This window comes from Flavobacterium potami (assembly GCF_020026915.1).
GTDB classification, from domain to species: Bacteria; Bacteroidota; Bacteroidia; order Flavobacteriales; family Flavobacteriaceae; genus Flavobacterium; species Flavobacterium potami.
This window is the reverse complement of record NZ_JAINUY010000002.1, coordinates 56,875-74,071: the sequence shown is the minus strand read 5'-3', so window position 1 is coordinate 74,071 and position 17,197 is coordinate 56,875. Positions and strand designations below refer to the sequence as shown.

Below are 17,197 nucleotides of genomic sequence, written 5' to 3'. Positions count from 1 at the left end.
TAAAAGATTTGAAAACTTGTAACTTCTTTACTCCTTCCCCCAAATCCTAGTATTCAAATCCAGTTCATGAACAATATCATGCATAAATTTCACTATCGAAAGATCATCGGTAAGCAAATCTGGAGCTAAAAGTGAAGAATGAATTGGTGGTTCGAAGTAATTATGAGACAACGGGAAAGCAATATACATTTTAGAATTTATAAACGATACCGAAATTGTATCATCAGATTTTTTGTTTAAATCTAAAATTCTTTCCATCATAGCTGGTGTTAGAATATAGCGCGCCTCAATTTGATTTTTGGAATAGGTAACAAATATTTCGTCAAAAACTGTGTTTTCTAAATGTACTAACTCGGAGTTGCCAAAACTGAAAACGTTTTTCGAAAACCACGAACCAATGGCATCTGCAATACCTTTTGGACGCACAATAGTCGAAACATTAAAGTTTTTATTGAAATCAGCTACAAAAATAATTCCCTTAAAAATGGTATGCCAAGTTGTTTTTGTTCCATTTTTGTCGCGAGTTTCCGTTTTGTATTCGGCATGAACTTCGGCAAACCAAAATGATGTTTTATCGGCTGTTCCGCTTATTAAATCCTGAGTTTTATAACGATCAGGTCTTGTTGTAAAAAGTTCTGAACTTATAAACTCATATTGCGGAAGTCCATTATATGGAGTAATAGTCAACGTTTCGTTAATATCTTTTAACGCTGCTCCAACAACATTTATCTTATAAGCATCTTTGTATTTTACAGCATCTTTTTCTATTCGCAAATAGATTACAATCGCAATAATTATAGGAACTAAGCAACCAATAATTCCCAACGGAACAAATCGGATGATGAATCCAATAACTAAAATCAATACCGCAAGGCCAATTAAAATGTAACAGGTTTGATACGTTTCGGCTATTTTTTTTCGATCAACTTCTAAGGTATTCAGTATTTCCTGCAGATTGGCTTTCGAATTTACTTCTGAATCCATTAATTATTGAATAGTTCTTTTGCACTAATATTTTTACGCTCTTCTTCTGGAGTTGACAGCACATCAATTTTAGTGTAACCCAACATTCCTGCAAACATATTGCCAGGAAACATCATAATGGCATTGTTATAATCTGTCACTACAGAATTGTAAGTTCTTCTCGCAGCGGCAATTTGTTCTTCACTTTCTGTCCAAGTCGTCTGTAAATTTAAGAAATTGGTATTGGCTTTCAAATCAGGATAATTTTCAACTGTTACCATCAAACCTTTTACAGCAGAACTTAATTCAGTATCTAAACTCGCTTTCTCTTCGTCGGTTAAATTACCTGAAGTTGCTTTGGCGCGAAGTTCAACGATTTTAGTTAAAGTGCTTTGTTCGTAATTCGTGTATTGTTTTACAACTTCCACAAGATTCGGAATCAAATCGAAACGTTTTTTCAGCATCACATCAATCGCAGAGAAAGCATTGGTAACCTGATTTCTTTTTCCGATAAGTGAATTGTAGATTACGATTCCGATAATAAAAAGGAAAACAAAAAGTCCTATAATAACAAACATGGTTTTAATTTTTTGAATTGGTTATGAGCAAATATATAGAAAAGGCAGTAAGTTTGGATTTTAATTTTTAAGATTTATATCACAAATCTTTATTTACTTAAATGATGGTCAAAAATAAAAATTGTCTTAAATCTATAACTTTATATCCAAAATAATCCCATTTTAGCGTTATCAATAAACTGACTTCTATAAAACCTCATTTTAAATGAATAAAAATATAACCGCACTTTATAATATAGCTCAAAAAGAAACCCGAAAAATATTGGGTTTAATGTCTGGAACTTCACTCGACGGACTTGATATTGCTTTATGCGATGTTTCTGGTTCTGGCGAAAATACCGATGTAAAAATCCTAGAATTTGAAACGATTTCTTATTCTGAAAACCTTAAAAATGAAATCAGAAAAGTATTTGCTCAAAGAACAATCGATTTTCAGCATTTGGCTTTATTAAATGAGTGGATTGGAATATTGCACAGCGACATGATTAACGATTGTTTGAAAAAATGGAATATTTCGTCAAGCGAAGTAGATTTAATTGCTTCGCACGGACAAACGGTTTTACACGCTCCGAAGTTTTTGCATCAGCAGGAAAAATTTCCAAATGCGACTTTACAAATTGGAGACGGCGATCATATTGCGGTAAAAACGGGAATTATTACACTTTCAGATTTTAGACAAAAACACGTTGCGGCTGGTGGCGAAGGTGCACCTTTGGCGGTTTATGGCGATTATTTGTTGTTTGGAAAAAAAGGCGAAAACAGAATCATGCTCAACATGGGCGGAATCGGGAATTATACATATCTACCAGCTTCGCTAAACGCCGAGGAAGTTTTTGTAACCGATACTGGAACGGCAAATACCTTAATCGACATTTTTACCAAACATTATTTCCCTGAAAAAAGTTACGATAAAGATGCCCAAATCGCGCAACAAGGAATTGTAAATCAAGAGCTTTTAAACCAACTTAAAAAAGATGATTTCTTCCAGAAAAGCTTCCCAAAATCAATTGGACAAGAATTATTTAATTTCGATTTTGTGCAGTCGGCTTTAGTAAAATTAAAATTAGAAAACATTTCGGCATCAGATTTGCTGGCAACTTTAACTCGTTTAAGCGCCGAAACAATTGCACAAGCGATTTATTTCACAATAGAAAACACTCTAATTCCAGCAGAAGAGTTTCATATTTATATGTCTGGAGGCGGAACAAATAATCCGTTGTTAGTAAAATGGCTAAAGGAATTATTGCCTTGCCAGTTTCATACCAGCGACGATTTGGGCATTTTAAGCGATGCGAAAGAAGCCGTTTTATTTGCGCTTTTGGCAAATGAAACCGTTTCTGGAGGCGATTATAATTTCGGAAACAGCAAAGGAATTCCATCAGTAACAATGGGAAAAATTTCGTTTCCAGATTAAAAAAGATAGCCACGACTCGACCGAAGGGACAGACGAAGTAATTCACGAATTAATTTTTTCCTATACTTTGAGAAAATAAAAATTCGTGAATTCGTGGCGAAAAAACGCGCGATCATTAAAAAAAATAATTCGTGAATTCGTGGCGGAAAAAAACTATTTTTGATTCTTGTTAAAATAAACATTTGAAATGCATAAAAATCAGCACTTAATATTATTTCTTTTATTTACATTTTTCTTTACTTCGATTTCTGCGCAGGAAAAAAACATGCATCCTAAAAACGAGTTCAGAGGTGTCTGGATTGCAACCGTCGTAAACATTGACTGGCCAAAAACAAGTATCGATAATGTTGAAAAAGAAAAAGCTGATTATCTTGAAATTTTAGAAGCTTACAAAAAACTAAATTATAATGCTGTCATTGTTCAGGTTCGAAGTGTTGGAGATGCGATTTATCCTTCAGATTTTGCACCTTGGTCAAGATTTTTGACAGGAAAAGAAGGCTTGGCTCCAAATCCGTATTACGATGCACTGGAGTGGATGATTGAACAGGCACATAATAGAGGTTTTGAATTTCATGCGTGGTTGAATCCGTATCGCGCTACTTTCGATTTGAATAAAAACCTTTTAAGTCCAAATCACGATCTTTTTAAACATCCGGAATGGATGATCGAATATGGTGGAAAATATTATTACGATCCTGCTTTGCCAGAAGTTCAGGCTCATTTAACCAAAGTGGTTAAAGAAGTCGTTGATAAATATGATATCGATGCGATTCATTTTGATGATTATTTTTATCCTTATGCTGTTCCTGGAAAAACATTTAATGATAATGCTTCTTACCTAAAATATGGCGCAGGTTTAAGTCGTGCCGATTGGCGTCGTGCAAATGTGAGCAATTTTGTACACACGATTTCAACAACAATCAAAGACAGTAAACCGTGGGTTCAATTCGGAATTAGTCCGTTTGGCGTTTGGAGAAATAAATCTCAGGATCCAAGAGGTTCTGAAACACAATCGACCTCAAATTATGATGATTTATACGCCGACCCGATGTTATGGATGGACCAAAAATGGATTGATTACATTTTGCCTCAATTGTATTGGAGCATGAATAATCCGAGGGCTTCTTATTCTAAATTGGTAAAATGGTGGTCTGAAAACTCAAACAATACCGCTATTTATATTGGTCATGCCTCTTACAAAATTAGAGGAGATGGTGACAAAAACTGGAATTACATGACTGAAATACCGACCCAAGTTGATTTCTTAAGAACTTTCAAAAATGTTTCTGGAAGTGCCTATTTCAGTTCAAAATGGTTCATGGGAAAAAACTTTGATGTGGTTCGTCACTTAGAAGAAAATCAATATAAATACCCTGCACTTCCTGCTGCAGTTCCTAATTTGAGACATGTCATTATCGATACGCCAAAAATATTGGAATACAATAAAGACAGTATTAAATATAACTTTACATTCAAAAGTCCGCTGAATACAAAGGTTCGCTATATGGTAGTTTATGGAGGCGAACATGTTTCGAAAATCGATATCAACGATGCCACAAAAATCGTTGAAAAAGTGACAATAAAAGAAGTTGACGGAAAGATTACGTTCGCAATCGCTGCTGGAAAACTGAATCTTTATAAAGCTGCAGCTGTAACTTTTATCGATTATTATGCCAACGAAAGTACACCAATAGCAATAGATTTAAAAAAGCCATTAAAAAACTATATACCAAATCAACCTAATGAAAATAGATAATAAACCTTGGTTCTGGATTCCGCTTCTTAATTTTGCCTCTGGCCTTCCGTATGCCATAATTATTTCAGTTTCGGTTTTAATGTACAAAAATCTCGGAATAAGCAATGAAGACATCGGTCTTTATACCAGTTTATTATATCTTCCTTGGGTTGTAAAACCACTTTGGAGTCCGCTAATTGAATTAATAGGAACTAAAAGAAAGTGGTTTTTATGGATGCAATTAATAATATCAATTGCTTTTTTATTGGTTGGATTAACAATTCCAACAAACGGATTTTTTATGATGTCATTGGCTATATTTTGGGTAGCCGCGTTTGCTTCGGCTTCAAATGACATAGCTACTGACGGATTTTATTTATTGGTTTTACCAGAAGACAAACAATCCTTTTTTATCGGAATCAGAAGTACTTTTTACAGACTTTCTATGCTTGCAGGAAACGGATTAGTGGTACTATTTGCAGGATATTTAGAACATAAATATGGTGATAATACAAAAGCTTGGTCATATACGATGATTTGTGTTGGTTTATTAATGACATTTATTACAGCTTACAATTTCATTTTTACTCCAAAGAACGAAATCAATGTTGTAGAAAACAAAAAAGAAACTTCTCATCAAAGCTTTGGAACTATCTTTATCAGCTTCTTCAAGAAAAAACAAATCGGATTAATTCTGGCTTTTGTTCTACTTTTCAGATTAGGAGAATCACAATTACTTAAAATGTTAAGTCCATTTTTATTGGATGGAAAAGAAATAGGCGGAATGGGATTGGATACCGAAGCTGTTGGAATTATATATGGAACTTTCGGTGTTGCTGCTTTAACATTAGGAGGAATATTGGGAGGAATTGCGATTTCTAAACATGGCCTTACGAAATGGATGTTCCCAATGTTTTTGGCTATGCATTTACCAATTATTGGTTTTATTTTATTAGCATTTTTTCACCCAGCATCAATTTATTACATTTATATCGTTGTAATTTTAGAACAATTTGGATATGGTTTTGGGTTTACTGCTTTTATGATGTATTTAATTCATGTTGCAGAAGGAGAATCAAAAACAGCGCATTATGCACTTGCAACTGGTTTTATGGCATTAGGAATGATGCTTCCAGGAATGTTAAGCGGATTTATACAAAAATATTTAGGTTACGGAAACTTCTTTATTTGGGTTTTTATAGCCACAATTCCAGGTCTAATTTTATCACGTTTTTTAGTTTTCCCAAAAGATTTTGGGAAAAAATCAGAAGAAGTTTAAACCCCAAATCAAACTTTACCTATGGAAATCAATGAAAATTTGCAGGCCGAACGCAACTTAAAAGGAGCTGAGTTCGAAAAAACCGGAAATCTTGAAAAAGCTATTGAATTGTATGAGGAAAATGTAACGGAAGGCTTTAAAGGAAATCATCCTTATGATCGATTAGCAACGATCTATAAAAACGAAAATGATCTGGATAATGAAATTCGCGTTTTAGAAAAAGCAATTGTAGTTTACGAAGAAATTACAATTGAAGACCGATTGGAAGGACTACCAAAACTTTTTCGTTTCAAAAACCGATTAGAAAAAGCAATCGAAACAAAAAAACAATTGGCCAAACAAAAGAAAGCAAAGCTGAAATAACTAAAATTAAATTAAGCTTAATTTTCTTTTTACCATTAAGCCATTAAGTTCATAAAGCTTGGCTTAAATTACTTAATACCTTAATGGTAAAAAAAGATAACTAAATTTTTAATGACATGGTTACTTTAAAGCGCACTAATTCAGACGATATTGATTTTATTAATCTAGTTGTTTTATTAGATCAGGATTTAGCGATTAGAGATGGAGAAGACCATGCGTTTTACAATCAGTTTAATAAAACCGATAAAATAAAACACACGATTGTTTTTTACGAAAACGGAATTCCTGTTGGCTGTGGCGCTTTTCGCGAAAAAGAACCAGGTACGACAGAAATCAAAAGAATGTATGTTCATCCTGATCATCGAAAAAAAGGTATTGCTTCTAAAGTTTTAGCCGAATTAGAAATCTGGGCAAAAGAAGTGGGGTATACTTATACCATTCTTGAAACCGGAAAAAACCAGCCAGAAGCCATCAACTTATATCAAAAATTACAATATACCATCATTCCGAATTATCCGCCTTACGAGGAAATGGATAATAGTGTTTGCATGAAAAAGACTTTATAATAATGACAATTACAGCCGAAGCATTACGACAAAAAATAGGACAATTTTTCTTTCCAGCAGTATTCATCAACGATACTGAAGAAAATATTCAGGAAACCGAACGTTTAATAAGAGAGTACAATATTGGAGGATTAACGTTTTTTCATAGTCGTGTGAGCGCTGCAACGAATTACGAAAGCAAGAAAAAAGTTGTTTTCAATGATGATAGCTACGAAAAAATAAAAGCATTAATTGCTCGTTATCAAAAAGCCGCTTCCACTCCACTTTTAATCAGTATTGATGCAGAATGGGGTTTGGCAATGCGCATCGAAAAAACACCTCAATATCCGTATGCTATTACACTTGGCGCTTTACCAGAGAACAAATCCAACTTAGTTTATGAGGTTGGAAAACAAATTGGTTTAGATTTAAAAGCAGCTGGAATTCAATATAATTTATCGCCTTTGGCAGATATTAATAACAATCCGAACAATCCTGTTATTGGCTATCGTTCTTTTGGTGAAAACAAAGAAAAAGTAGCCGATTTTGCTGTAGAATATTTAAAAGGAATGTCGGAAGTTGGTGTTTTAGGATGCTTGAAACACTTTCCCGGACACGGAAATACCAATGTAGATTCGCATTTAGGATTACCTGTTTTAAAAGAAACTTTAGAAGAATTATTAGAAAACGAATTATATCCTTTCATTAAAGGAATAGAAAATAATGTCGATTCGATTATGATTGGACATTTAGCAGTTCCGAGTTTAAACGATGGAAAAGACACTTCGGCAACTTTATCAAAAGCAGTTATTCAGGATCTTTTGCGTAACAAATTGGGTTACGACGGCTTAGTAATTTCTGATGCTTTGAACATGCACAGCGTTTCTAAATTGTATGAAACAAAAGGACAATTAGAATGGGAAGCTTTCAATGCTGGAAATGATGTTTTATGTTTCGCCGAAAATGTTCCGGAAGGAATTGAAGCTATTTATAAAAATGCTTCGCCAAACCGTATTTTTGAAAGCTATAACAGAATTAGGAGAGCCAAAGAAAAAGCTGGAATTCTTTCTGGAAATACCGTTGTTTCAGGCGAACTAAACTTCGAAAAAACATCCAAATTAAATCTTGAAATTGCGCAAAATGCAATTACAAAAATCATCGATAACGGAATTTCAGATTTAGCGCTTGAAGCTCAAAAAAACAACAAATTAGCCAAAGTGAGCTTATATAAAAATACCGAAAACACATTCTTCAAAACTTTAAATGCAAAATTACCTTCACCTGAATTTGCTTTTGAAAGTTTAGAAACGTCGGACATTTCGACAATCACAAATGAATTGGAAAAATTCGAAACGATTATTATTTCGCTATTTGTTCCAAAAGCAAAACCTTTGAATAATTTCGAAGTAAATGATGAAGTTTTCAAACTGCTTTCAGATTTATTACAAACTAAAAAATGCATTGTTTACGTTTTTGGAAATCCGTACGTTTTGCCGCTAATTCCGAATCTGAAAAAGGCTTCTGGATTAATTCAGTCGTATCAAGATTTTGAAGAATTTCAAAAAACAGCAGGAATTCAATTTTTCGAAAAAAATAGTTCCAACGGTGTTTTACCCGTAAATATTGACATTCAATAAGTTAAAACATTAAATAGTCAAAATTTATCAACTTATAAATTTTTATAATCACATCTTATTGTAAACACTCTTACTTATAGACTACTTTTGCACCAGAAATAAATATTTAACGTAAAACGAAAATTATGTCTTTAGTAGGAAAAAAATTCCCAAGTATTGCAGTAGATGCTATCTCAGAAATGGGTGACAATTTAAAAATCAACATTTTTGAAGAAGCAGTAAACAACAATAAAAAAGTACTTTTATTCTGGTATCCAAAAGATTTTACTTTTGTATGTCCAACTGAATTACACGCCTTTCAAGCTGCATTACCAGAATTCGAAAAAAGAAATACTATCGTAATTGGTGCTTCTTGCGATACTAACGAAGTTCACTTTGCTTGGTTAAATACTCCAAAAAACAATGGTGGAATCGAAGGTGTTACTTACCCAATCTTAGCTGATACAAACCGTAACTTAGCTAACATTTTAGGTATTCTTGATATCGAATCTACAAGCTACAGCGAAGATACAGATTCTGTTATCATCGAAGGTTCAAACGTAACTTACAGAGCTACTTACCTAATCGACGAAACTGGAAAAATTTTCCACGAAAGTGTAAACGATATGCCATTAGGACGTAACGTAAACGAATACTTAAGAATGGTTGACGCTTACACGCACATCCAAACTAAAGGTGAAGTTTGTCCTGCAAACTGGGAAGCTGGTAAAGAAGCAATGTCTGCTGACAGAGTTAGTACTGCTGAATACTTAAGCGCTAACTAAGCTGCTAAGATACTAAGGTTCTAAGTTTTTAAGTTTTTTAAACTTAACTTTTAAATCTTAGATACAATTCTACAATAAAAGTCAAGAGATTCTAAGATCACACTTAGATCTTAGAATCTCAACGACTTAAAAAATCTATCAAAAAAATCCACACAAAGTTATTCGGTTCGAGGGCAAACTTAGCATCTTAGAACCTTAGCAACTTAGTGTCTTAAAAATAAAATTATGTTAATCGACTTAAACGAAGATACGTTAGCAGATTTAGTTGCTAAAAACGAAAAAGTAGTAGTACAATATTCAGCTTCATGGTGTGGAAATTGCCGTATTATGAAACCAAAATTCAAAAAATTAGCAACAGAAAATGAAGCTATCACTTTTGTTTTGGTTGATGCAGAAAATTCTCCAGAATCAAGAAAATTAGCTAATGTAAGCAACTTGCCTACTTTCGCTACTTTCGTAAACGGACAATTAGTTGGTGAAACGCAAACCAACAAACAAGAAGTTTTAATTGACTTAGTAAACGCAATTGCGTAATTCATAAATTAAAACTCCATAACATGAAATTACCAGTAATTAAGCATTTAACGCAATTCATCGAAGAAAACGATCAAGATTACATCATCGAAACGATCGAAGTTCTAGAAGCAATGACCGAAATTCCTTCTCTTAAAGATGAAGAATTGGACTTAATCGGCGAATTGATTTCAAATATGTACGGTGCCCTTGAAGTTCAAAAATTGGTAGCTCAGGGAACAGATAAAAAAGAAGCTTTAAATACGTTCATGAAACGTGTTTTAGGTTCTATCGATAAATAAATCGCCCTCCTTCCCAAGAATAAATAAAAAAACAAGGTTCAAAAAGCGTTTCTATTTTAGGGGCGCTTTTTTTTAGTCTCAGTTTTCAGTCTCAGTCTTTACGCAATCTTTGTCAGGCTGAGCGGAGTCGAAGCCCACGCAAAGCAAATCGACAAAGATTATGTATCTCAATTATGGAGCAACTTATGCGGGCTTCGACTCCGCTCAGCCTGACAGAAAATGAGTTAAATCTGCATAATCATCAAAATCTGCGAGAAAAACAACCTTAACAATATTCTCTCAAAATTTCAGTTATCACTAAGAATAATTTGCTAGAATAATTTACAAATTCGTGAATTTGAGGCCATCCAAAAACCATCCTTAATCTCTCCTTAAACCCATAACAAATACTTTTAGATTCAAATATTAATCCTTACTTTTGAACCTCATTAATTTTAAACAAAAAACATGGCATCTATCACATTAGGAGGAAATCCAGTTCATACATCAGGCGAATTACCAGCAGTTGGATCACAATTAGCTGACTTCAAATTAGTTCAAAACGATTTATCAGTTGCTTCATTGAGCACTTTTGCTGGTAAAAAATTAGTCTTAAACATCTTCCCAAGTGTAGATACAGGAACTTGTGCTACATCTGTTAGAACCTTCAATGCAAGTGCAAGCGGATTAGAAAACACAACTGTTTTATGTATTTCTAGAGATTTACCTTTTGCTCAAAAACGTTTTTGTGGTGCTGAAGGTTTAGAAAATGTAGTAAACTTATCAGATTTCCAAACTGGAGCTTTTGGTAAAGCAAACGGATTAGAAATCGTTGACGGACCTTTAGCAGGTTTACACTCAAGAGCAATCATTGTTGTTGATGCAGACGGAAAAGTGTTACATACAGAACAAGTTGCAGAAATTGCAAACGAACCAAATTACGAAGCTGCTTTAGCAGCGCTATAATACACACGCTCTAATGGAGTTTCAAAAAGACAATACTTTTGTTACAGGTCGTTTAAAAAGCGTTACTTATGCTTTTAAAGGAGCTGTAAAATTGATTAAAACAGAACACAGTGTTATGGTTCAATTCTCTTTAGGAATCATCATGACGATTTTAGGGTTCTATTTTCACATATCACAAACCGAATGGCTATGTCAAACATTTGCCATCGGTTTGGTTTTAAGCATTGAAGGATTGAATACGGCAGTTGAAAAAATTGCCGATTTCATCCATCCTGATTACAGCAAACGAATCGGATTTATCAAAGATATTGCTGCAGGAGCGGTATTTTTTGCCGCATTGACCGCAATAGCAATAGGTTTGATTATTTATATTCCAAAATTTATTTAGGCAAAGGAAAACGCAAGAATGGCAAAAAGTAAAAAAGAAACTGTAGATAAAAAAAACAATAAACAAGAAGGAACTAAAAGATCTTTTAAGATATCTAAACAACAAAAATTTGTTTTAGGGTGTCTTTTAGTTCTTTTTTCTGTTGCTTTATTAGTAGCATTTATTTCTTTTTATGTTAACGGACAATGGCAAAACGATCAAAGTGTTGTAAACCAACTCGGAGATCGTACTGAAGTTGCCGAAAACTGGCTCGGAAAATTCGGGGCTTATCTTGCCGATTTGGTAATCTACAGAGGTTTCGGACTTGCATCTTTTTTATTTGTACGATTGTTTTTCCTTACTGGAATGTTTTTAGCATTAGAACTTTCTACTCAAAAACTTAAAAACACTTGGTTCTGGGATATTTTCGCTATTATCGTAGTTTCCGTTTTATTCGGTTTCTTTGCTACTTCTGCACCTGAATTAGGAGGTACAATTGGGTATGAATTAAATTTATTCCTGCAAGATTATATTGGAAAAACAGGTACTTTACTTACACTCCTTTTCGGATTGATTGTGTATCTGATTTTCAAAATCAAATTATCACCCGAAAAAATTCAGTCTTATTTTGACTCAACTAAAAAGGAATTCAAATCAGAATTAGAAACCTTAAAACCTGCTGTTCAACAGCCTGAAAGTGCTTATAACTTAGAAGAATTTGAAGTTAAAGAACCCGAAAGTGATCCTGAATTAGATGATATCCATATCAAAACAGTAGATTCTCAATTCGAAATTAATAAAGAAGCATTAAAACCAACTATTAATCATGCTTCTGAAATTGAGCTGAATCCGATTTTAAAACCAATCACTCCGCCAAAACCTCAAATCGTGGCTACTCCTGATGAAGCTTTCGTAATTGAAAAAGCGGAAGAAGAAGATATTATAGAAGAAAATTTAGCTTCTCGCCTAGTTGCCGATTTTGGATTATTTGATCCAACCTTGGATTTATCCAATTACAAATTTCCAACCATCGATTTATTAAAAGAATATTCGACTGGTGGAATTACAATTAATCAGGAAGAATTAGAAGAAAATAAAAACAAAATTGTAGACACGCTTCGTAACTACAAAATTGAAATTGCACAAATTAAAGCAACCGTTGGACCATCTGTTACTTTATACGAAATTGTGCCGGAAGCGGGAATCAGAATTTCTAAAATTAAGAGTTTAGAAGATGATATCGCTTTATCATTATCAGCACTAGGAATTCGTATTATTGCGCCAATTCCAGGAAAAGGTACTATCGGTATTGAGGTTCCGAACAAAAACCCAACTATGGTTTCTATGAAAAGCGTTATTGGAGCAGCTAAGTTTCAAGAAGCTGAAATGGAACTACCAATTGCTTTAGGAAAAACCATCTCTAATGAAACCTTTGTTGTCGATTTGGCTAAAATGCCTCACTTATTGATGGCGGGTGCAACTGGACAAGGTAAATCTGTTGGTTTAAATGCGGTTTTAACTTCACTTTTATACAAAAAACATCCTGCAGAAGTAAAGTTTGTTTTGGTTGACCCGAAAAAAGTAGAGCTTACACTTTTCAATAAAATTGAAAGACATTATCTAGCCAAACTTCCTGACACAGAAGATGCAATTATTACAGATAACGCCAAAGTTGTCAATACTCTAAATTCGCTTTGCGTAGAAATGGATAATCGTTATTCTCTATTAAAAGATGCGATGGTTCGTAACATTAAAGAATACAACGAGAAATTCAAGTCGAGAAAATTAAATCCAGAAGCGGGACACCGATTTTTACCTTACATCGTTTTGGTTGTCGATGAGTTTGCCGATTTGATTATGACTGCCGGAAAAGAAGTTGAAGTTCCTATTGCGCGTTTGGCTCAATTGGCACGTGCAATTGGTATTCACTTGATTATTGCAACACAAAGACCATCTGTAAACGTTATTACAGGTTTAATTAAAGCCAATTTCCCTGCCAGAATTGCATTTAGAGTAACTTCTAAAATTGATTCTAGAACTATTCTGGACACACAAGGAGCTGATCAGCTAATTGGTCGAGGAGATTTATTATATACCAACGGCAATGATGTTATTCGTGTTCAGTGTGCTTTCATTGATACTCCGGAAGTTGAAAAAATTACAGATTTTATTGGTGCCCAAAAAGCATATGCTACAGCTTATTTGCTTCCAGAGTTTGTTGGAGAAGAAAATGGCATTAATCTTGATATAGATATTTCCGAAAGAGACACTTTATTTAGAGAAGCTGCGGAGATAATTGTCAATGCACAACAGGGTTCTGCTTCTTTATTGCAACGAAAATTAAAATTAGGATACAACAGAGCTGGTCGTCTAATTGATCAATTGGAAGCAGCAGGAATCGTTGGTCCATTTGAAGGCAGTAAGGCCAGAAGCGTAAATATTTTAGACTTAAGTGCTCTTGATCAATTTTTTAATAATGAACAAAATTAACTCAATCATGAAAGCAAAAATTCAAGAAATCAACAACAATTCTATCACAAACATGACTAAAAAGTGTTTTCAAATGGCAGTTATTTTGCTATTGAGCTTCACTTCTATTCAAGCTCAGGATAAAAAAGCGAAAGATCTATTGAACGAAGTAACTTCTAAAATAAAAAGCTACAACAATATTGTAATTGATTTTAAATATTCTCTAAACAACACAAAAGAGAACATCAACCAGGACAGTAAAGGAAATGTTACTATGAAAGGAAATCAATACGTTTTGAATTTCATGGGCGTAACTAAAATTTTTGATGGACAAAAAACATACACAATTGTTCCAGAAGATGAAGAAGTTACTGTTTCTAAAGTAAATGAAAAAGACGATAATGCAATAACACCTTCAAAAATGTTAACATTCTTTAATTCTGGTTACAAATACAATATGGACATTGTACAGAATGTTAAAGGCAGAAAAATTCAATACATCAAATTAGTTCCGACAAGCGGAAAAGACCAAAGAAAAGAAATCCTTTTAGGTATCGACGTTCAGACTAAACATATTTACAACCTGATTGAAACTGGAAAAAACGGAACAAAAACAACTTTAACCGTTAATTCTTTTAAAACCAATCAGCCATTGTCAAAAAATCAATTTACATTTGTAGCGAGTAAATACCCGAAATACTACATTAATAAATTAGATTAATCAGAAGGTTGAAAATTCTAGACAAATACTTATTAAAAACATTCTTATTTACATTTGCTACGGTATTTGTAATCTTATTTTTCATATTCATACTCCAAACAGTATGGCTATTTATTTCAGAACTAGCAGGTAAAGATCTCGACTTAATATTGGTCGTGAAATTCCTGCTTTTTTCTATGCCTCGTATTATACCATTGGTTTTACCTTTATCGGTTTTACTGGCTTCTATTATGACTTTCGGAAATCTTGCCGAAAATTATGAATTTGCTGCAATGAAATCTTCTGGAATTTCTCTGCAAAGGGCTATGAGAGTTCTGATTATCTTCATTTTTGTTTTAAGTATTGTCGCTTTTTGGTTTGCAAATAATGTTATTCCTTACGCAGAATATAAATTTGTAAACTTTAGAAAAAATATAGCACAAGCTAAACCAGCAATGGCAATTGCCGAAGGCCAATTTAATGATGTTGGATTTTACAATATCAAAGTCAACAAAAAAACAGGAGAAAACGGAAATCATCTTACAGGCGTAACCATTCATGAAAAGCCAAGCACCATGGGTGAAAATAAGACTGTTATTAAATCCAAAACCGGTGAATTAATTAGTAGTGAAAAATCGAGCATTCTTCAACTAGTTTTAAATGACGGTTATTATTATCAAGATGTTACACCCAAAAAATATGAAGATCGCGCTAAATTGCCTTTTATAAAAGGAAAATTTAAAAAACAGATCATCAATATCGACTTATCAGAATTAAACAAAGTTGACGACAGCAAGGAAAGCATTGCTGGTACAAATGCAATGTTGAATGTTAACGAATTACGTTATACTTTAGATTCATTAAACAAAAATTTGGATAATGAAATCGTCTCTTTTTCTGAAAACATTAATCAAAGAGTCGGAATTAGAAAAGCAGTACCACAGCCTGTAAGAAAAGATATAAAGAAAAAACAACTGCCCAATAATCTTATGTCATTGTATTCCAACAAAGATCAGGTAGATATTTTAAAAATGGCAGGAAGTAATATTACAAGCAACATTTACACCATAGAAACGACCCAAAAAGACTTAAAAGACAAACAAAGAGAAATCAATAAACATTTGAGTGCATTATACGAGAAATTCGTTATTGCTTTTGCTTGTTTCTTAATGTTCTTTATTGGAGCGCCACTTGGTGCTATTATCAGAAAAGGAGGACTTGGGCTTCCAATTGTATTTGCCGTTTTAATCTTTATTACTTTTCATTTTATCAATACTTTCGGAAAAAGATTATCACAGGAAGGCGGTATGTCTCCATTTTTAGGATCATGGATGTCATCATTTATCCTATCGCCACTGGCCATTCTTTTAACTTACCGTGCTACAAATGATAACGGATTGATTAATTTCGATGCGATTACAACTCCGATTTCACAACTATTTCAGAAAATTTCCGAGCGGTTTTTTCCAGCTCAAAAGCAAGAATAATTATGTCAACAACAAAAATACAACTGAATACCATTGAAGAAGCTATAGAAGATATTCGTCAAGGTAAAGTAATCATTGTAGTCGATGATGAAGATCGTGAAAACGAAGGTGATTTTTTAGCTGCCGCTGAAAAAGTGACACCAGAAATGATCAATTTCATGGCAACGCACGGACGCGGTTTAATCTGTACACCACTTACAGAAAGCAGATGTAAAGAATTAGATCTACGCGCAATGGTTACCAATAACACCGATCACATGGAAACTGCATTTACCGTTTCTGTTGACTTAAAAGGAAACGGAGTCACTACTGGTATTTCTGCAGCTGATCGCTCTAAAACAGTTGAATCTTTAGTTGACCCTAATACTAAACCTCACGATTTAGCACGACCTGGCCATATTTTTCCATTAATTGCAAAACAAGGAGGTGTTCTAAGAAGAACTGGACATACAGAAGCTGCAATTGATTTCGCACGTTTAGCGGGTTTTAAACCTGCTGGTGTAATCTGCGAAATCTTAAATGAAGACGGTACAATGTCTCGTTTACCTCAACTTATTGAAGTAGCGAAAAAATTCAATTTGAAATTAGTTTCAATTGAAGATTTAGTAGCTTACAGAATGCAGCACGACAGCCTGATTGTCAAAAAAGAAGATTTTGACATTGAAACTCGTTTTGGAACTTTCAGATTAAGAGCTTACGAACAAACAACTAATAAACAAATCCATATTGCTTTGACAAAAGGCACATGGAATTCGGGAGAACCAATTTTAACTAGAATACATTCTTCTCAAGTAAATAATGACTTATTAGGAACATTAACTAATAACGCTGAACAGCAATTAGACGACATGTTTAAAGTAATTAATGAAAATGGAAAAGGTGCCGTAATCTTTATCAATCAGGACATGACGGCGGTAAATCTTTTAAATAGAATTTCGGAGCTTAAAACACTACAGTCTAACGGAACTTTGAAAGCTCCAAAAGTTATTATTGACAGTAAAGATTACGGAATTGGAGCCCAAATTCTTCATGATATAGATATTTCTAAAATCAGATTAGTTTCAAATACTGAACAGACAAAACGTGTTGGTATGATTGGCTATGGACTTGAAATTACTGAATATGTTAATTACTAA

General features: G+C 33.6%; 17 protein-coding genes. 15 read left to right on the top strand and 2 right to left on the bottom strand.

Annotation, left to right across the window (positions count from 1 at the left end):
* Positions 1–27 precede the first annotated feature (27 nt).
* Positions 28–984, bottom strand: a complete 957-nt coding sequence (locus K6T82_RS06080; RefSeq protein ID WP_223705045.1) for a DUF3137 domain-containing protein — start codon at positions 982–984, stop codon at positions 28–30.
* Complete coding sequence (locus K6T82_RS06075) at positions 984–1,541, bottom strand: LemA family protein (protein ID WP_223705044.1); 558 nt, start codon at positions 1,539–1,541, stop codon at positions 984–986. The genes K6T82_RS06080 and K6T82_RS06075 overlap by 1 nt, the downstream gene beginning before the upstream one ends.
* A 205-nt stretch (positions 1,542–1,746) precedes the next feature.
* Here K6T82_RS06075 and K6T82_RS06070 point away from each other — a divergent pair, with 205 nt between their 5' ends.
* From K6T82_RS06070 to ribB, 15 genes are all read left to right on the top strand, one after another.
* Positions 1,747–2,955, top strand: a complete 1,209-nt coding sequence (locus K6T82_RS06070; RefSeq protein WP_223705043.1) for an anhydro-N-acetylmuramic acid kinase — start codon at positions 1,747–1,749, stop codon at positions 2,953–2,955.
* A 187-nt stretch (positions 2,956–3,142) separates the two neighbouring features.
* The gene (locus K6T82_RS06065) at positions 3,143–4,711 is read left to right on the top strand and encodes a glycoside hydrolase family 10-like protein (protein ID WP_223705042.1); all 1,569 of its coding nucleotides are present in this window, start codon (positions 3,143–3,145) and stop codon (positions 4,709–4,711) included.
* Positions 4,698–5,969: an MFS transporter gene (locus tag K6T82_RS06060; RefSeq protein ID WP_223705041.1), complete on the top strand. Its 1,272-nt coding sequence runs from the start codon at positions 4,698–4,700 to the stop codon at positions 5,967–5,969. Before K6T82_RS06065 ends, K6T82_RS06060 begins: the two co-directional genes overlap by 14 nt.
* A gap of 21 nt (positions 5,970–5,990) precedes the next feature.
* On the top strand, positions 5,991–6,332 hold the full coding sequence (locus K6T82_RS06055) for a tetratricopeptide repeat protein (RefSeq protein ID WP_223705040.1): 342 nt from the start codon (positions 5,991–5,993) through the stop codon (positions 6,330–6,332).
* A 116-nt stretch (positions 6,333–6,448) separates the two neighbouring features.
* The gene (locus tag K6T82_RS06050) at positions 6,449–6,898 is read left to right on the top strand and encodes a GNAT family N-acetyltransferase (protein WP_223705039.1); all 450 of its coding nucleotides are present in this window, start codon (positions 6,449–6,451) and stop codon (positions 6,896–6,898) included.
* A 2-nt stretch (positions 6,899–6,900) separates the two neighbouring features.
* Entirely contained in the window at positions 6,901–8,514 is a 1,614-nt protein-coding gene (locus K6T82_RS06045; RefSeq protein ID WP_223705038.1) for a glycoside hydrolase family 3 protein, read from the top strand.
* Between the two features lie 125 nt (positions 8,515–8,639).
* A complete protein-coding gene (locus K6T82_RS06040; RefSeq protein WP_053471125.1) occupies positions 8,640–9,278 on the top strand; it encodes a peroxiredoxin in 639 nt (212 codons plus the stop codon).
* 225 nt (positions 9,279–9,503) lie between these two features.
* Positions 9,504–9,812 (top strand): thioredoxin family protein, encoded by a 309-nt coding sequence (locus K6T82_RS06035; RefSeq protein ID WP_007805605.1) that lies wholly within the window; start codon positions 9,504–9,506, stop codon positions 9,810–9,812.
* Positions 9,813–9,835: 23 nt separating this feature from the next.
* Positions 9,836–10,093 carry a DUF6952 family protein gene (locus K6T82_RS06030; RefSeq protein WP_223705037.1) on the top strand — a complete coding sequence of 86 codons (258 nt, stop codon included), beginning with the start codon at positions 9,836–9,838 and terminating at the stop codon, positions 10,091–10,093.
* Between the two features lie 447 nt (positions 10,094–10,540).
* Positions 10,541–11,038, top strand: a complete 498-nt coding sequence (gene tpx, locus K6T82_RS06025) for a thiol peroxidase (protein WP_144214976.1) — start codon at positions 10,541–10,543, stop codon at positions 11,036–11,038.
* 13 nt (positions 11,039–11,051) lie between these two features.
* The gene (locus K6T82_RS06020) at positions 11,052–11,426 is read left to right on the top strand and encodes a diacylglycerol kinase (protein WP_223705036.1); all 375 of its coding nucleotides are present in this window, start codon (positions 11,052–11,054) and stop codon (positions 11,424–11,426) included.
* 18 nt (positions 11,427–11,444) lie between these two features.
* Positions 11,445–13,895 (top strand): DNA translocase FtsK, encoded by a 2,451-nt coding sequence (locus tag K6T82_RS06015; protein ID WP_223705035.1) that lies wholly within the window; start codon positions 11,445–11,447, stop codon positions 13,893–13,895.
* A gap of 73 nt (positions 13,896–13,968) precedes the next feature.
* Complete coding sequence (gene lolA1 / locus K6T82_RS06010; RefSeq protein WP_476702581.1) at positions 13,969–14,595, top strand: outer membrane lipoprotein periplasmic chaperone LolA1; 627 nt, start codon at positions 13,969–13,971, stop codon at positions 14,593–14,595.
* An 8-nt stretch (positions 14,596–14,603) separates the two neighbouring features.
* A complete protein-coding gene (locus K6T82_RS06005) occupies positions 14,604–16,061 on the top strand; it encodes an LptF/LptG family permease (RefSeq protein ID WP_223705033.1) in 1,458 nt (485 codons plus the stop codon).
* 2 nt (positions 16,062–16,063) lie between these two features.
* Positions 16,064–17,197 (top strand): 3,4-dihydroxy-2-butanone-4-phosphate synthase, encoded by a 1,134-nt coding sequence (ribB, locus tag K6T82_RS06000; RefSeq protein WP_223705032.1) that lies wholly within the window; start codon positions 16,064–16,066, stop codon positions 17,195–17,197.